Source organism: Actinomyces succiniciruminis, assembly GCF_900002405.1.
GTDB classification, from domain to species: Bacteria; Actinomycetota; Actinomycetes; order Actinomycetales; family Actinomycetaceae; genus Actinomyces; species Actinomyces succiniciruminis.
Genome location: NZ_LK995517.1, coordinates 1 through 13,261 on the forward strand (window position 1 = coordinate 1; position 13,261 = coordinate 13,261).

A 13,261-nucleotide genomic window follows, 5' to 3' on the forward strand; every position below is an offset into this window, starting at 1 on the left:
GGTCGTAAACCACACCCCAAGGTCGGAAACCAGCGCCGACCAGCGCTGACCGGTGCTTCGCGCTTGAGCTTGAGGGTGCGGCCGCATGGAACCACGATGCGGCAGGCCTCCCTCGGGCGCGGGAGGGCAGCTTGAGGACGGGCGGTGCTTGTGCTCGTGGTGCGAGGCCTCCCTCGGGCGCGGGAGGGCAGCGCCGCTGACCGCCCACATCCTCACGTCCAAGACAAGCCATCCTCGGGCGCAGGAAGGTAGCGCTAGAGCGCGGGAGAGGCCGTCCTCGGACCGGCCAGAACACACCACCAGCCACACCCCCACACACGAAGAGCCCCTTAACGCACGAACCGTCAACCGGGGAAGCCGGGCCCGGCCTGCGGGCGTGCCGGTAGATCGGAGGGGAGGATGACCCCATGAGCGAGCCCTCCAGCCGCAACTCGCCCGCACCGAGTTCCGCCGACGTGCCCCAGTGGATCAACGACCTGGTGCCGATCTCCGCCCGGGCCCGCGCCCTGCTGCGTGCGACCGCGCCCGCGCTGCCGGTAGCCGTGACCGCGGTGCTGCTACTGCCGCAGCTGGTGCCGTTCCCGACACCCTGGGTGGCGACGGCGTGTATAGCGCTGGGCGGATTCCTCGCGTTGCGCCACGGCGGACCTGCCGTGCCGGCGGCCGACGTATCGACCACTGGCGGTAGTGTCCCCGGGCCACGGGCAGCACCCGGGGCTTCGGCCGCGGTCGGCGCCGGGCCACAGGCCGCAGCCGGGACTTCGGCCGCGACCGCCGTCGGGGAGCTGCGCCCCGGTGGGCGCACGGGCGCGCTGCTGGTGGTGCTCGACCTGCTGCTGTCGGTCACAGGCCTGGCCGCGTGGGCCGGACTGGCGTTGGCCGGAACCGAGCAGACGCTGCTGGTAGCGGCTACCGCTGCCGCCGTGGGCCTGGCGGTGGGCGTCGGCCTGCTCGCAGTCATGGAGCTGGTCGGACGGCGCAGCACGGTCATGGTCGCGGCGCTCGCGGCCGTTGCGCTGGTTGCTGCCGCCGCAGCCGCCTATGGCCTTACCCTGATCGCGCCCTCCTGGTGGTTGGTGCTGGCTTTGGCGGTCGGTGTGGATGCGGTCGGCGCGATCGCCCTGCGCGCGGGCGTCCGCAACGACCGCCGCTACCCGCAACCGGCCGACGCTGCGTAAAGATCCGCGGTCGCCCCGCACCGCCGCGCTTCCGTCAGTTGCCCGTTCGACGCGCTTAGCCCGGCGGCGCACCGGGGCGGTCGCCAAAACCCACAGGGAGTGTTCGTGCACCCCTGCGATTACCGCATTCACAGGCCCCCTGCACGGCCGTGCCCCGCCTCCTTAACGTCGAGGCATGTCTTCCTTTCTCCTCAGCCTCGCCGCTGACAAGACCACCACCGGTACCGCCATGGTCCCGGCCTCGGTACCGGCCGGCTGGACCGGCGCCGCCGCTACCGCCTGCCAGGCCAGCCTCGACGACGTCGTCGCGCTGATCGCCGGTCTGGACACGCTCATGACCGACGCCCAAGACGCCATGACCGCCTACGAGAACGCCAAGAGCCAAGAGGGAGAGAACTGATGAGCACCACCACCTCGCCCGCTCCGTCCACTCCGTCCACCCAGGACCTGGACGCCCTCGATGCGCTGGACCTGCGTACCCCACTGGTCAGCACCGCCACTCCGAGCGGTGTCCCCGCCGGTTCCACCCCCCTCGGGCAGCCCGCAACCGGCCAGGCGAGCACCCCTGCCGGTGCGGGCCCCTACACCCCGGACGCGACGCTTCCCTACAGCCTCACCTGGCCCGGCATGGCGAGCGGCACCAGCGTCGTCGTCAGCGGGGGTGCCTACGGGGTCAACACCGACGACCTCACCGGCCTGGCCGCCACCCTCAACAGCGCCGCCGACTGGCTGGAGGACGCCCGCGACCTGGCGCTGACCTGCTTGACGGACCTGCGCTGCGGCGGCCTCGGATTCACCATGTACAACCAGCCCCTGTCCGGCTCTAGTCAGCGCGACTTCGGATTCGGTACGCCCAGCCAGTCCTCGACCGCCTCCGGCCAGAGCAGCTCCGGTTTCGCGTCCAAGAGCGACGCCCTGACTTCGGGCGGCGGGCAGTGCCTCGTCGGGGCGCTCGGCCCCTATGCCGCCGAGCGCACCAATGCCATCGTCGCCCTGGAGGCACTCACCAGCGGGGTCGGCTCCCTCGACGACGCCGCCTCCAGCTTGCGCACGCTCGCCACCGACGTCACTGCCTGCGGCACCGCCTACACCGATGCCGACACGGAGATCGACGGCAAGTGGCTCCTCCTGCTGCAGGGGGTGCGCCTGGGATCGAACATCCCCGGCGTGACGAGCACCTCCCCGGGAGCCCAGGTGGCCGTAGCAATCCTGGCCCTGCTCAGCGCCGACGGCGTCACCCTGCCCGACGGCGTCGACGACGCCCTCCAGGGACTCGAAACCGTGCTGAACGACCCCCTGCTGGCGGGCTGGGCCACCACCGACCTGATGATCCTCGTCGGTCTTGCGGTGTGGGCGCAGCAGGCGAATACCGGACACGAGGCCGCCGTCGTCGAGACCTACATCGGGCAGGTCGCCGAGGAGCTGGACCCCGCCATCACCGCCGCGCTGCCCGCGCAGGTGCAGGTCGGCAGCCGCACGGTGGACACCTCCTCCTTGACGCCCATGCAGCGCGTGGCCTACTACCTGGCGTTGCGCTCGGAGCAGGCGGGGGCGCAACGCTACGGGGAGCCCACGGGCGTGACCGTGACCCCGCACGGCGGGCAGTCCGTCACGGTCCCGACCGGCGTGCAGGACCCCTTCGGACTCGGGACCGCCGTGCCCGCAGTCGCCGCCGGCATGCCGCAGGCGTGCGCGACCGCGCCACAGCCCGGCACGGCGGCCGAGGTCATCCGCTACTCCGCCGACATGAAGGGCAGCGACGAGGACACCTCCTCCGGCATCGTCTCCATCCTGCGCACCGACCACGCCGACGGCACCACCTCCTGGCTCGTCGTCGTCCCCGGCACCACCGACTGGGGCAGCGGCAACACCAACCCGCAGGACCTGCTGACCAACCTCCAGGCCGTCTCCGGCCGCCCCACGGACATGGAGAGCGCCGTCGTCACTGCCATGCGCGAGGCCGGGATCGCCCCGGGGGACAAGGTCGGACTCTACGGCCACTCCCAGGGCGCCATCACCGCCTCCAATGTGGCCGCGGACCCGGCCGTCAACGCCCAGTTCAACATCACCAACCTGCTCACCGCCGGCGGCCCCACCGCGGGCGCGAACCTGCCGGACAACGTCAACGCCCTCCACATCGAGAACACGGGCGACGCCGTGCCCGCGCTCGACGGCGCCGCCACCCCGCGCACGCCCACCCGCACCGTGGTTACCGTGGACACCCGCGCCGCCGGCGTGAACGGCTACCCGCATGGGGCGCCGATCTACGCCGACGCCGTCGACGGCATCAGCGGCGATCCCCAGATCGACCAGTGGACCGAGGAACTCGCCGGCCTGACCGGGTCGGGTGAGTACGGCGCCGACACCACCGAGATCATCTTCGACATCACCCGCGACAGCCCCGAAACGGCTTGGGAGAAGGCCGCGAGCACCGTCGGCAAGAAGGGGTGAGCCCCTGGCCGGGCGGGCTCACTACCGCCGCCCGACGCCGTCCCTGCCGCCCGGGAGCCCCCGTGCGGGCGGGGGGCGCACCCGGTCAGCGCCGGCTCGGTCCCAGGAGGCCGACGATGATCGCCGAGGCAATCGACACGATCAGCGAGCCCACAATCGCCGTGCCGAAGGAGGCCACGTGCAGGCCCAGCGTCATCCCCGTTCCGGGGCTCACCCCGGCGAGCACGTCCGTGATCCAGCTGGTGAGCATGAGCATCGCCCCGTTGACCACCAGGGCGAACAGCCCGAAGGTCACCACGTACAGCGGGAAGGCCACCACCTTGGCCACCGGCTTGATCAGCGAGTTCACCAGCGCCAGTACCAGGCCGACCACCAGCAGGTTGAACAGGGTCAACGCCAGGCTGGGCGTGCCCGGGACGACCATGCCGTCCAACAGCGCCACCGCCAACCACAGGCCGGCGGCGTTCCCGAGTGTGCGAACAATCAGGTCCATGCCCCAATCCTCGCAGACGCCGCGGGTGGCGGGAAGCCGGAGCCGGATACGCGTCACATGGTGCGCCACCACGTGCCACGCTCGCGTGCCAGGATGAAGGCATGACCGACGTGCACATCCGCCCCGCCGTCCAAACTCTGCCCGCGTATGTTCCCGGCGCCCGCTCCACCGGGGAGGACGTCGCCAAGCTGTCCAGCAACGAGCTGCCCTACCCGCCGCAGGAGAGCGTGTTGGCGGCGCTGACCGCCGCCGCCGGCGGCGTCAACCGCTACCCGGAGATGACCGGGGATGCGCTCGTGGAGGCCATCGCCCGGCGTCACGCGGTCGCGCCGGAGCAGGTTGTGGTCGGCAACGGTTCGGTTGCCCTGATCCAGCACGTACTGGACACCGTCTGCGACGAAGGCGACGACGTCGTCCTGCCGTGGCGCTCCTTCGAGGCCTACCCGATCTGCATCGCCGTGGCCGGCGCGCGCGCCGTCAAGGTGCCGCTGACCGCCGACGGCCGCCACGACGTGGCCGCCATGATCGCCGCCGTCACGCCCCGCACCCGCGCCCTGCTCGCCTGTACCCCCAACAACCCCAGCGGGCCGGCCCTGACTGCGGACGAGCTCACCGCGCTGGTGGAGGGCGTCCCCGAGCGGGTGCTGGTGATTGTGGACGAGGCCTACCTCGACTTCGTCACCGACCCCGCGGTCGGTGACGCGCTCACCCTGTTGGCCGATCACCCGAACCTGCTGGTCAGCCGCACCTTCTCCAAGGCGCATGCCCTGGCGGGCATGCGCGTGGGCTACCTGGTGGGCGAGCCCGGCATCATCTCCGCCATCCGCTCCGTGGCGACGCCCTTCGGCGTCAACCTGCCGGCACAGGCCGCCGCGATCGCCGCACTGGAGCCCGCGGCGCTGGCCGAAACCGCCCGCCGCGCCGCCGCCGTCGCCACCGAGCGCGATCGGGTACTGGCCGCGCTGCGAGCACAGGGCTGGCAGGTGCCCGACGCGCAGGGGAACTTCTTCTGGCTGGCCGTCGGGGAGCACACCGACACGCTCGCCGCGCACTTCCGGACGGCCGGAATCCTGGCTCGGCCCTTCTCCGGCGAGGGTGTGCGCGTATCCATCGGCACACCGGCCGAGAACGATCGCGTGTTGGCCGCCACCGCAGCCTGGCTGGCCCGCTGACGGGCGGGCGATCGAACATCGCCGAACGGACACCCGGGCCGGCCCGCGAGGGCGTCCCCGCACCCCGCTGTGGCGTCGTCCGGGGCGGCGGGGTTCAGTGAATGGCGAGGGTGAGTACGAACAGCAGGCAGAAGACGATCTCGGCGACGCCCATGGTCCGTGGCCGCAACGGAGCGCGGCGGGTACGCACCAGATGCCACTGCCACAGTGGAACGGCCAGGGAGCGCGTCGCCAGCACCACCCACAAGGCGGCGTGCGCGACGGGCAGCCAGCCGCCGTGGGCCAGTGACACCGTGACCACGGCGACCAGCACGTGCCAGACGACCGTGCCCGCCAGCAGCGGCCGGTTGAAGCGCTCGCGGATCATCGACTTGATGTACGGCACCGTCCCGCAGAAGTAGGCCGCCGTCAATGCGGTCACCGGCCACATCCAGGCCCAGCCGGTCAGCTCTCCATTGGGTGAGGCGCCGGGCAGACTCGTAGCATCGGCCCCCAGCCCCAGGAAACCGCCGCGGCCGCCGACGCCGAGTGAGTAGGTGATGGCCGCCATCAGGGCGGCGGCCGCCGTCGTCGCCAACCCCGACAGCAGGGAGCGCTCCCGACCGCGCCAGGACTCCCACAGGGCGATTGCGCACAGGGGCGCCAACGGCACCACCCACTGCAGCAGGTAAGGGGCGACCGCCAGCGTCACCACGCCGAGCAGCGCCGTCCACGTGGTGTAGACCGCCAGCGGGGGCAGTGCCAGCGCCCGGCGGCGTGGGGAGCGTGCGCGCGCCCACTGCGACCAGGCCCAGTAGGTCAGGTATGCGCCCAGCCAGGCGGGGATGAACAACAGGTTCATCCAGCTGAAGCCACCCACGACCCAGCCCATGATCGGCGGCAGCAGCAGCATGTAGTGCGCGCCGTGCTGGTTCGGCAGCCAGGCCCGAAATCCGGGCTGTCCACCCGGACGTGCCGCGGAGGGGCCGGGCGTGGTGGAACTCGCCGTGGATGCGCCGGACCGCGGGGAGGTCGGCCCGGCGCCGCCGGCCCGCACAGAGGACGGGCGCACGGGCTCGCCGGTGGCCAGTAGGCGGTCGTCCTCGGGGCCGGGGCGCGACTGCTGGTATGGGATACGGCCGCGGGGGCCCCGGGCGAAGTCCTCTGACGACGCGGATGCGGCAGTTGCGCCGGTGTCGGTCTCCGGCTGCCCGGAGACGTACTCGATGTGGCGGTCGGAGGGGTCCGAAGGGCGCTGCTGTGTCACGCCGGTCAGCCTAATTGGCGTGGAAGTGTCAGGGAATGCACCACTTTCAGACGTTGTGCGTCCTCAGTGTCGCTGCGAACCGCGCGATGCTGCGCCTGGATTTCCGACTCGTGGGCGGGGGAACACGAATGTGGTGCATTTAGTGACACCGATGCCGGTATCTGCGGATGGGGTGGGTGGAGGAAAGGCCCGTGCGGACGTCCCACTGCTCCGAAGACGCGCCGGTAGGTGAAAGTTTTCCACAGGCTGTAGTTGCTCATTGGGTGCTTTGCGTGATGTTTGACAGTATTTGGTTGTGGATCATGTAGACAGAGAAGGTCGTCTCCTGGTTGACCTCGGTCGCTGCGGCGGCGCGGCGAGGCGTGCAAGTCTGTGCCGTGACCGCTCCGACTGGCGTGCCCTCTCAGCGTTAGTGGAGGGAGGCAAGGTCAGTTCCTATCCCCAGGGGGTCGTCGCACTGCCGCAGGCCGACCGGGCGAAGGTCGTGGCGAGGCGCATCGGCGGGCTGCTGACTTGCGGGCACGCTCTTGCCCACTACGGGATTCCCCTCCGCGAGGAGCCGACTGTGGTTCACGTCGCGGTTCGGCGCGGGCGCAGTCATATCCCGTCCGGAGTGGGGCGGGTCGTCATCCACCGGGTTGAGGGGCTGGTGCCGCGTGGCCCTCTAGAACCGCCGATCGCCGATCCCGAATCCGTTGTGCTGACGGTTATGCGGTGTGCCGACGAGCTCGATGCGTTGATAGCGCTGGACGCTGCGCTGAGGGTTGGCCTGGTTCACGAGACCATGCTTTTAGCGAGGTTGGCAGGCCCGCGCAATGGTCGCCTGCGGTCCCTGCTGGGACGGGCCGATCCTCGGGCTCGATCACTCCTGGAGACGATTGCTCGGTACGACCTGCAGGAGGCCGGGCAGGAGCCGGAAGTCGCCGCCGATCTCGGCTTCGAGGTCGACCTGCTCATGGGACGCCTGGTCATCGAGACGGACGGATACGCCTACCACGGCGACCGGGAGTCTTGGGAGAATGACCATAGGCGTGACCAGTCTCTGCTGCGGCGGGGTTATGTGCCACTCAGGCTGACCAGCGCCCAGGTGCTCTCGCGGCAGACCGTGCAACTCGTCGAGCCGGTGGCCCGCCGCCTGGGCTGCTGGCGTGAGAGCTGACCAAACGAGGAGCGCAGGGGAGCGGTGACACAGAGGGCCCGGCGACGGGGCTACCCCATCGCCGGACCCCGGCTGTATGTGGCGCGATGCTGTGCCTACCGTGCGGCGGTCAGGCGCCGAGGGCGGCGGAGACGACCTGCTTGGCCTCCTCCTGGACCTGGGCCAGGTGCTCGGCACCCTTGAAGGACTCGGCGTAGATCTTGTACACGTCCTCCGTGCCCGAGGGACGCGCGGCGAACCAGGCGTCCTCGGTGGTGACCTTGAGCCCGCCGATGGGGGCGTTGTTGCCGGGGGCGCGCACCAGGCGGTCGGTGATCGGCTCCCCGGCCAGCTCGGTGGCGGTGACGTCCTCCGGCGACAGGGCCGCCAGCTTGGCCTTCTCCTCCTTGGTGGCGGCGGCGTCGATGCGGGCGTAGGCGGAGGCGCCGAAGCGCTCCACCTGCTCCTCGTGCAGCTGGGAGGGGGTCTTGCCGGTGACGGCGATGATCTCGCTGGCCAGCAGGGCCAGGATGATGCCGTCCTTGTCCGTGCTCCACACGGTGCCGTCCTTGCGCAGGAAGGAGGCGCCGGCGCTCTCCTCGCCGCCGAAGCCGACGGAGCCGTCCAGCAGGCCGGGCACGAAGTGCTTGAAGCCGACCGGCACCTCCACCAGCTTGCGGCCCATGGCGGCCACCACCCGGTCGATCAGGCTGGAGGAGACCAGCGTCTTGCCGACGGCGGCGTCCGCGGGCCAGCCGGGCCGGTGGGTGAACAGGTACTCGATCGCGACGGCCAGGTAGTGGTTGGGGTTCATCAGCCCGTCGGGGGTGACGATGCCGTGGCGGTCGGAGTCGGCGTCGTTACCGGTGGCGACGTCGTAGGGGGTGTTGCCGTCGGCGTCGGGGGTCATGGCATTGCGCAGTGAGGCCATGGCGTTGGGGGAGGAGCAGTCCATGCGGATCTTGCCGTCCCAGTCCAGCGTCATGAACGACCAGGTCGGGTCGACCTTCGGGTTGACCACGGTCAGGTCCAGGCCGTAGCGCTCGCCGATGGCGCCCCAGTAGTCCACGGAGGCGCCGCCGAGCGGGTCGGCGCCGATGCGCACGCCGGCCTCGCGGATGGCGTCCATGTCGATGACGTTCTCGAGGTCGGCCACGTAGGTCTCGAGGTAGTCGTGCTTGATGACGTAGTTGCCGTCGAGCGCGTCGGCGATGGGAACGCGCGGCACGTCTCGCCAACCGCCGGCCAGCAGCTCGTTGGCGCGCGCCGCGATCCAGCTGGTGGCGTCGGAGTCGGCGGGGCCGCCGTGCGGGGGGTTGTACTTGAAGCCGCCGTCGCGGGGCGGGTTGTGCGAGGGGGTGACGACGATGCCGTCGGCCAGGCCCGGGCCGGTGGTGCGCACGCCGGACTCGGTGCCGGCGCCGTTGGCCAGGAGGATCGAGTGGGAGACGGCGGGGGTGGGCGTGTAGGAGCCGCGGGCGTCGACGGCGGTGGTGACGCCCGCGCCGGAGAGCACCTCGATGGCGGTGCGCCAGGCGGGCTCGGACAGGGCGTGCGTGTCGCGACCGATGTAGAGCACGCCGTCGGTGCCCTGGGAGCGACGGTATTCGACGATGGCCGCCGTGATGGCCACAATGTGGGCCTCGTTGAAGGCGGTGTCCAGGGAGGAGCCGCGGTGCCCGGAGGTGCCGAAGACGACCTGCTGGGTCGGGATGGCGGGGTCGGGGACGAGTTCGTAGTAGGCGTTGACGACCTCATCGACATCAATGAGGTCCTCTGGTTGGGCGGGAAGTCCTGCGCGTTCGTGCATGGGTGCAGTGTGTCACGGACCACTGGGCGTGTCCTGGGAATCCCGGAGATCGGACGTATTGGTTTTGGCGATGCGACGCCGCGTCCCCAGGTGACGCCTTGTGACGCACCGCGGTCTCCGCGTGCTTAGGATGCCGCCATGTCGACCGCTGCACAGACCGCCATTGCCACCACCAACGCCCCCGCCGCCGTCGGCCCGTACTCCCAGGCCGTGTCCACCGGCGCGGGCAGCGGCGCCACCGTCTACATCTCCGGGCAGGTGCCGCTCGACCCGGCCACCGGAGAACTGGTCGACGGCGGTATCGCGGCCCAGGCCGAGCGGGTGCTGACCAACATCGGCGCGATCCTCGAGGCCGCCGGACTGGGGTACGAGCACGTCGTCAAGACCACGGTGCTGCTGGCCGACATTGCCGACTTCGCCGCCGTCAATGAGGTCTACGCGCGCTTCTTCAGCGGCGCGGTGCTGCCCGCCCGGGCGGCCTTCCAGGTGGCGGCGCTGCCGCTCGGCGCAGGTGTGGAGATCGAGGCCGTCGCGGTGCGCCCCTGAGGGGTGCCGCCGACGCCGCCGCGGCGCCTGCTGCTGACAACTACTGATAAGAAATAAACAGTAGTTGTCGGCAGTTGGCAGTCCTGGTCAGTGGGCGCCGGACCTCAGGCCCAGTCCTCGATGTCGGTGGTCACGTCTCGACCGGAGGCGGCGGCCTCGTCGATGGCGCAGGAGAGCAGGTGGTCCTGGCAGGCCTGTGCCAGCGGGTAGGGGGCCGGGCCCTCGCCGCGCGCCCACCGGCCGGTGTCCTGAAGGATGGTGGCGACGGCGAGGTCGTCCTCGCTCATGCGCGTGCCAACCCACCGGTTGCGGTAGACGACCCGCCCATCCAGGCTGGCGTGGATCAGGTCGTTGCCCTCGAGGTTTAGGTCGTGCCCCGTGCGCCGGTACTCGATCCGGCTGGTCACCGCCCCGGCGTCGGGCACCCAACGGGTGACGGCGTCGTCGACGATCTCCCCCAGCGTGCCGCGCACCAGCACGCGCCGCGACAGCAGCGGGTTGTGCCACTGGTTCGAGGTGAACTCGTAGACGCCGGTGCGGCCGCCGTCGAAGGCGAGGGTGGCCAGCACCGTCTCGCCCGGTTCGACGGCGGGCACCGCATTCCAGCCGTCGCGGCCGAGCGGCTGGAGGAGCGGGGCCGGGAAGCTGCGGGCGGTGACGGTGACGGGGCCGGCCAGCGGGGCGTCGTCGTCGGCCAGGAAATGCCGCAGCAGGGACACGGCGTGGTAGCCGTGCGTGGAGGAGACCTGCGCCCAGGTGGGGGTGCCGATGGTGCCGGCGCGGATGGCCGCGAGGCGGGCGGCGTGGCCGGGCATGCGGGTGTACTGCTCGGCGACCTGGACCAGGCCGGAGGCGCCGACGGCGCGCCACAGGGCGCGCAGCGAGTCGGGGTCTGGCGCGGGCGGGGTCTCCGACAGTACCGGGATGCCACGGTCCACCAGTTCGCGAACCAGGTCCGGCATGGCGGCCCAGCCCACCGACGGCACGACCAGCTCGGGGGAGCGGGCTCGCAGATCGTCGAGGGAGTCGGTGGTGGCGACGCCGAACTCCTCGGCGAGCGCCTGGCGCGACTCGGCGCGGCGGGCCAGGGCACCCACGCACTCCAGGCGCTCGGGGGCCATCGCGGCCAGGCGCAGGAAGAAGCGGGCCCGCCAGCCGGCGCCGACGACGCCGAAGCGCACCGGCCCGTCCGGCGGCGGGGCCGGGCTCTGGTCGGGCATGGGGGCGCTGTAGGGGCGGGTCGGCTCGGGCGCGGCGGGGTGGCGCGGGTATCGCGGCGGCTGCGCGGGCGGCGTGGGGGCGTGGTCGGTGGTGTGGGCGTCGCTGCTCACGGCGGTCTCCTCGGGCTGCAGACTTCATCGTCGAGACGGCAACGACGCTATACCCGGGGCGAGGAAGGAGCAACGGGGCTTATCCCTTGACGGCGCCCTCCGTCATGCCTGAGATGAACTGCTTCTGCAGCAGCAGGTAGAGCACGACCATCGGCAGCGCGACGAGTACCGCGCCGGCGGCCAGCAGGGTGGAGCCCTGCGTGTACTGCCCCTGGAAGAAGGCCAGGCCGAGCGGTGCTGTGCGCATCTTGCCGGAGGGGGACATGACCAGTGGGATCAGGAAGTCGTTCCAGGTCCACATGAAGGTCAGGACTATCTGCGTGACGATCGCCGGTCGGCCTAGCGGGAGCAGAATGGAGGTCAGGATGCGCACGTCCCCGGCGCCGTCGATGCGTGCGGCCTCGAGAATGGCGGGGTCCACGCCGCGGAAGTAGGCGCGCATCCAAAAGGTGCCGAAGGCCAGGGACTGCGCCGTTTGGGGAAGCGCCACCGCCCAGATCGTGTCTGTCAGCCCGGCGTCGCGCAGATCGAAGAACAGCGGTAGGACGATCGCCTCGGAGGGCACCATGATGCCGAGCAGGAAGATGTAGAACAGGATGTCGCCGCCGCGGGGCCTGAGGATGCCGAGCACGTATCCGCTCATGAGCGACAGCACGAGGGCGAGGGAGACCACCAGCACGGCGATGATGACCGAATTGGTCATGTATTGGGAGAAATGCCCCTGCTTCCAGGCGGTGGCGAAGTTCTCCAGATGCCAGAAGGAGTCGTCCCCGATCCGCTCGGACTGAAGTGCAAGCAGCAGTACGTAGAGGATCGGGATGAGTGCCTGCGCGGCGAAGAGGACGAGGATGACGTAGTTGAGAACCCGCTCGGTGATGGAGGCGCGCATCAGTCCCGCTCCCCGAGGAGGTTGATGGTGAGGTTGATGGCGAAGATGACCAGAGTGAGGACGACCGCCAGAGATGAGGCGGTGCCCACACTGCCGAGTCGAAAGGCCTGGTTGTACACCTCGTAGGAGGGGACCGTGGTGGAGGTCCCGGGGCCGCCGGAGGTAGTGACGTAAACGAGGTCGAAGGTTTTGAGCGCGGCGATGACGGTCAGCGTGAGCGAGACGAGGATCTCTGCCCTGACTCCTGGGATGGTGATGTGCCAGAAGCGTCGCCACCAGCCGGCGCCGTCGATGGTGGCGGCCTCGTAGTAGTCCTTGGGAATGTTCGCGATCCCACTCATCAGCAGCACGGTGACGAGCCCGGTGCTGACCCAGGTGCCGATCAGCCCGACGGCGACGAGCGCCGTCGAGAAGTCACCCAGCCAGGTGCGAGTCAGCGAGCCGAGGCCGATTCCCCTAAGGACGGAGTTGAGTAGACCGTCGGGTGCATAGATGCGTCGCCAGGCGATGGCCAGGACCACCATCGCGATTACCTGCGGCAGGAAGACCACGGTGCGGAAGAAGCCCAGCCCGCGCACCTGGGCGCGTGTGAGCAGGGTGGCCAGGACAAGGCCCACGATCAGGGGGATGACGGCGTAGAAGACGATCAGGACGAGCGCATGCAGGAAGGCCCCCAGTAGCCGCTCATCGGAGAAGGTCGTGACATAGTTCTGCACCCCGACCCATTCTCCGACGCCGAGGCCGTCCCACCGGTAGAAGGACAGCATGAGCACTCGTCCCAGGGGATACAGCATGAACAGGCCGTAGACGAGTAGTGGCAGGGCGAGCAGAACCACCGAGATCACCGCGCGTCCTTGTCGCTTGTTGAGAAGGCGCCGAGGTCGTGGGTCGCCCGCGTGGGGTGACTGCGGCGTCGCGGCGGTGCCTGGCATGATGGGTGCGGTCATGATCAGCCTTGGTGAGAGATGGGCGAATGCCGACATGGTTCCCGTTCGCCGGCGGTTCCG

General features: G+C 70.4%; 12 protein-coding genes. 6 read left to right on the forward strand and 6 right to left on the reverse strand.

Annotated features, from left to right (window positions below; translation table 11 throughout):
* Nucleotides 1-407 precede the first annotated feature (407 nt).
* The 3 genes from BN1056_RS09140 (at nucleotide 408) to BN1056_RS09150 (ending at nucleotide 3,629) form a co-directional block, all read left to right on the forward strand.
* Nucleotides 408-1,178 carry a hypothetical protein gene (locus BN1056_RS09140; protein WP_210580559.1) on the forward strand — a complete coding sequence of 257 codons (771 nt, stop codon included), beginning with the start codon at nucleotides 408-410 and terminating at the stop codon, nucleotides 1,176-1,178.
* 175 nt (nucleotides 1,179-1,353) lie between these two features.
* A complete protein-coding gene (locus tag BN1056_RS09145) occupies nucleotides 1,354-1,578 on the forward strand; it encodes a hypothetical protein (protein WP_210580561.1) in 225 nt (74 codons plus the stop codon).
* On the forward strand, nucleotides 1,578-3,629 hold the full coding sequence (locus tag BN1056_RS09150) for a hypothetical protein (RefSeq protein ID WP_210580562.1): 2,052 nt from the start codon (nucleotides 1,578-1,580) through the stop codon (nucleotides 3,627-3,629). Before BN1056_RS09145 ends, BN1056_RS09150 begins: the two co-directional genes overlap by 1 nt.
* Before the next feature lie 85 nt (nucleotides 3,630-3,714).
* Here the strand turns inward: BN1056_RS09150 and BN1056_RS09155 are convergent, their stop codons facing one another.
* Entirely contained in the window at nucleotides 3,715-4,122 is a 408-nt protein-coding gene (locus BN1056_RS09155) for a phage holin family protein (protein ID WP_210580565.1), read from the reverse strand.
* Nucleotides 4,123-4,223: 101 nt separating this feature from the next.
* On the opposite strand from BN1056_RS09155, the gene hisC reads away from it, so the two are divergent.
* On the forward strand, nucleotides 4,224-5,294 hold the full coding sequence (gene hisC, locus BN1056_RS09160; protein ID WP_210580567.1) for a histidinol-phosphate transaminase: 1,071 nt from the start codon (nucleotides 4,224-4,226) through the stop codon (nucleotides 5,292-5,294).
* A 94-nt stretch (nucleotides 5,295-5,388) separates the two neighbouring features.
* Here the strand turns inward: hisC and BN1056_RS09165 are convergent, their stop codons facing one another.
* Nucleotides 5,389-6,540 carry a YwiC-like family protein gene (locus BN1056_RS09165; protein ID WP_210580568.1) on the reverse strand — a complete coding sequence of 384 codons (1,152 nt, stop codon included), beginning with the start codon at nucleotides 6,538-6,540 and terminating at the stop codon, nucleotides 5,389-5,391.
* Nucleotides 6,541-7,249: 709 nt separating this feature from the next.
* Between BN1056_RS09165 and BN1056_RS14760 the strand changes: the two genes are divergently transcribed.
* Nucleotides 7,250-7,699 carry a DUF559 domain-containing protein gene (locus BN1056_RS14760; RefSeq protein WP_244671614.1) on the forward strand — a complete coding sequence of 150 codons (450 nt, stop codon included), beginning with the start codon at nucleotides 7,250-7,252 and terminating at the stop codon, nucleotides 7,697-7,699.
* Between the two features lie 109 nt (nucleotides 7,700-7,808).
* On the opposite strand, the gene pgm is transcribed toward BN1056_RS14760, so the two are convergent.
* Nucleotides 7,809-9,488, reverse strand: a complete 1,680-nt coding sequence (gene pgm / locus BN1056_RS09175) for a phosphoglucomutase (alpha-D-glucose-1,6-bisphosphate-dependent) (protein WP_210580572.1) — start codon at nucleotides 9,486-9,488, stop codon at nucleotides 7,809-7,811.
* A 138-nt stretch (nucleotides 9,489-9,626) separates the two neighbouring features.
* On the opposite strand from pgm, the gene BN1056_RS09180 reads away from it, so the two are divergent.
* Complete coding sequence (locus BN1056_RS09180) at nucleotides 9,627-10,034, forward strand: Rid family detoxifying hydrolase (protein ID WP_210580574.1); 408 nt, start codon at nucleotides 9,627-9,629, stop codon at nucleotides 10,032-10,034.
* A 104-nt stretch (nucleotides 10,035-10,138) separates the two neighbouring features.
* Here the strand turns inward: BN1056_RS09180 and BN1056_RS09185 are convergent, their stop codons facing one another.
* The 3 genes from BN1056_RS09185 to BN1056_RS09195 all read right to left on the reverse strand — a co-directional run bounded on the left by BN1056_RS09185 (nucleotide 10,139) and on the right by BN1056_RS09195 (nucleotide 13,099).
* The gene (locus BN1056_RS09185; RefSeq protein ID WP_210580576.1) at nucleotides 10,139-11,365 is read right to left on the reverse strand and encodes a Gfo/Idh/MocA family protein; all 1,227 of its coding nucleotides are present in this window, start codon (nucleotides 11,363-11,365) and stop codon (nucleotides 10,139-10,141) included.
* A 79-nt stretch (nucleotides 11,366-11,444) separates the two neighbouring features.
* Nucleotides 11,445-12,254, reverse strand: coding sequence for a carbohydrate ABC transporter permease (locus BN1056_RS09190; protein ID WP_244671615.1), 810 nt, complete (start codon nucleotides 12,252-12,254; stop codon nucleotides 11,445-11,447).
* Nucleotides 12,254-13,099 (reverse strand): carbohydrate ABC transporter permease, encoded by an 846-nt coding sequence (locus BN1056_RS09195; RefSeq protein ID WP_244671616.1) that lies wholly within the window; start codon nucleotides 13,097-13,099, stop codon nucleotides 12,254-12,256. Before BN1056_RS09195 ends, BN1056_RS09190 begins: the two co-directional genes overlap by 1 nt.
* Nucleotides 13,100-13,261 lie beyond the last annotated feature (162 nt).

Coding starts and splice junctions, on each gene's coding strand:
- BN1056_RS09140 (WP_210580559.1), top strand. CDS start 408: ATGAGCGAGCCCTCCAGCCGCAACTCGCCCGCACCGAGTTCCGCCGAC.
- BN1056_RS09145 (WP_210580561.1), top strand. CDS start 1,354: ATGTCTTCCTTTCTCCTCAGCCTCGCCGCTGACAAGACCACCACCGGT.
- BN1056_RS09150 (WP_210580562.1), top strand. CDS start 1,578: ATGAGCACCACCACCTCGCCCGCTCCGTCCACTCCGTCCACCCAGGAC.
- BN1056_RS09155 (WP_210580565.1), bottom strand. CDS start 4,122: ATGGACCTGATTGTTCGCACACTCGGGAACGCCGCCGGCCTGTGGTTG.
- hisC (WP_210580567.1), top strand. CDS start 4,224: ATGACCGACGTGCACATCCGCCCCGCCGTCCAAACTCTGCCCGCGTAT.
- BN1056_RS14760 (WP_244671614.1), top strand. CDS start 7,250: ATGCGGTGTGCCGACGAGCTCGATGCGTTGATAGCGCTGGACGCTGCG.
- pgm (WP_210580572.1), bottom strand. CDS start 9,488: ATGCACGAACGCGCAGGACTTCCCGCCCAACCAGAGGACCTCATTGAT.
- BN1056_RS09180 (WP_210580574.1), top strand. CDS start 9,627: ATGTCGACCGCTGCACAGACCGCCATTGCCACCACCAACGCCCCCGCC.
- BN1056_RS09190 (WP_244671615.1), bottom strand. CDS start 12,254: ATGCGCGCCTCCATCACCGAGCGGGTTCTCAACTACGTCATCCTCGTC.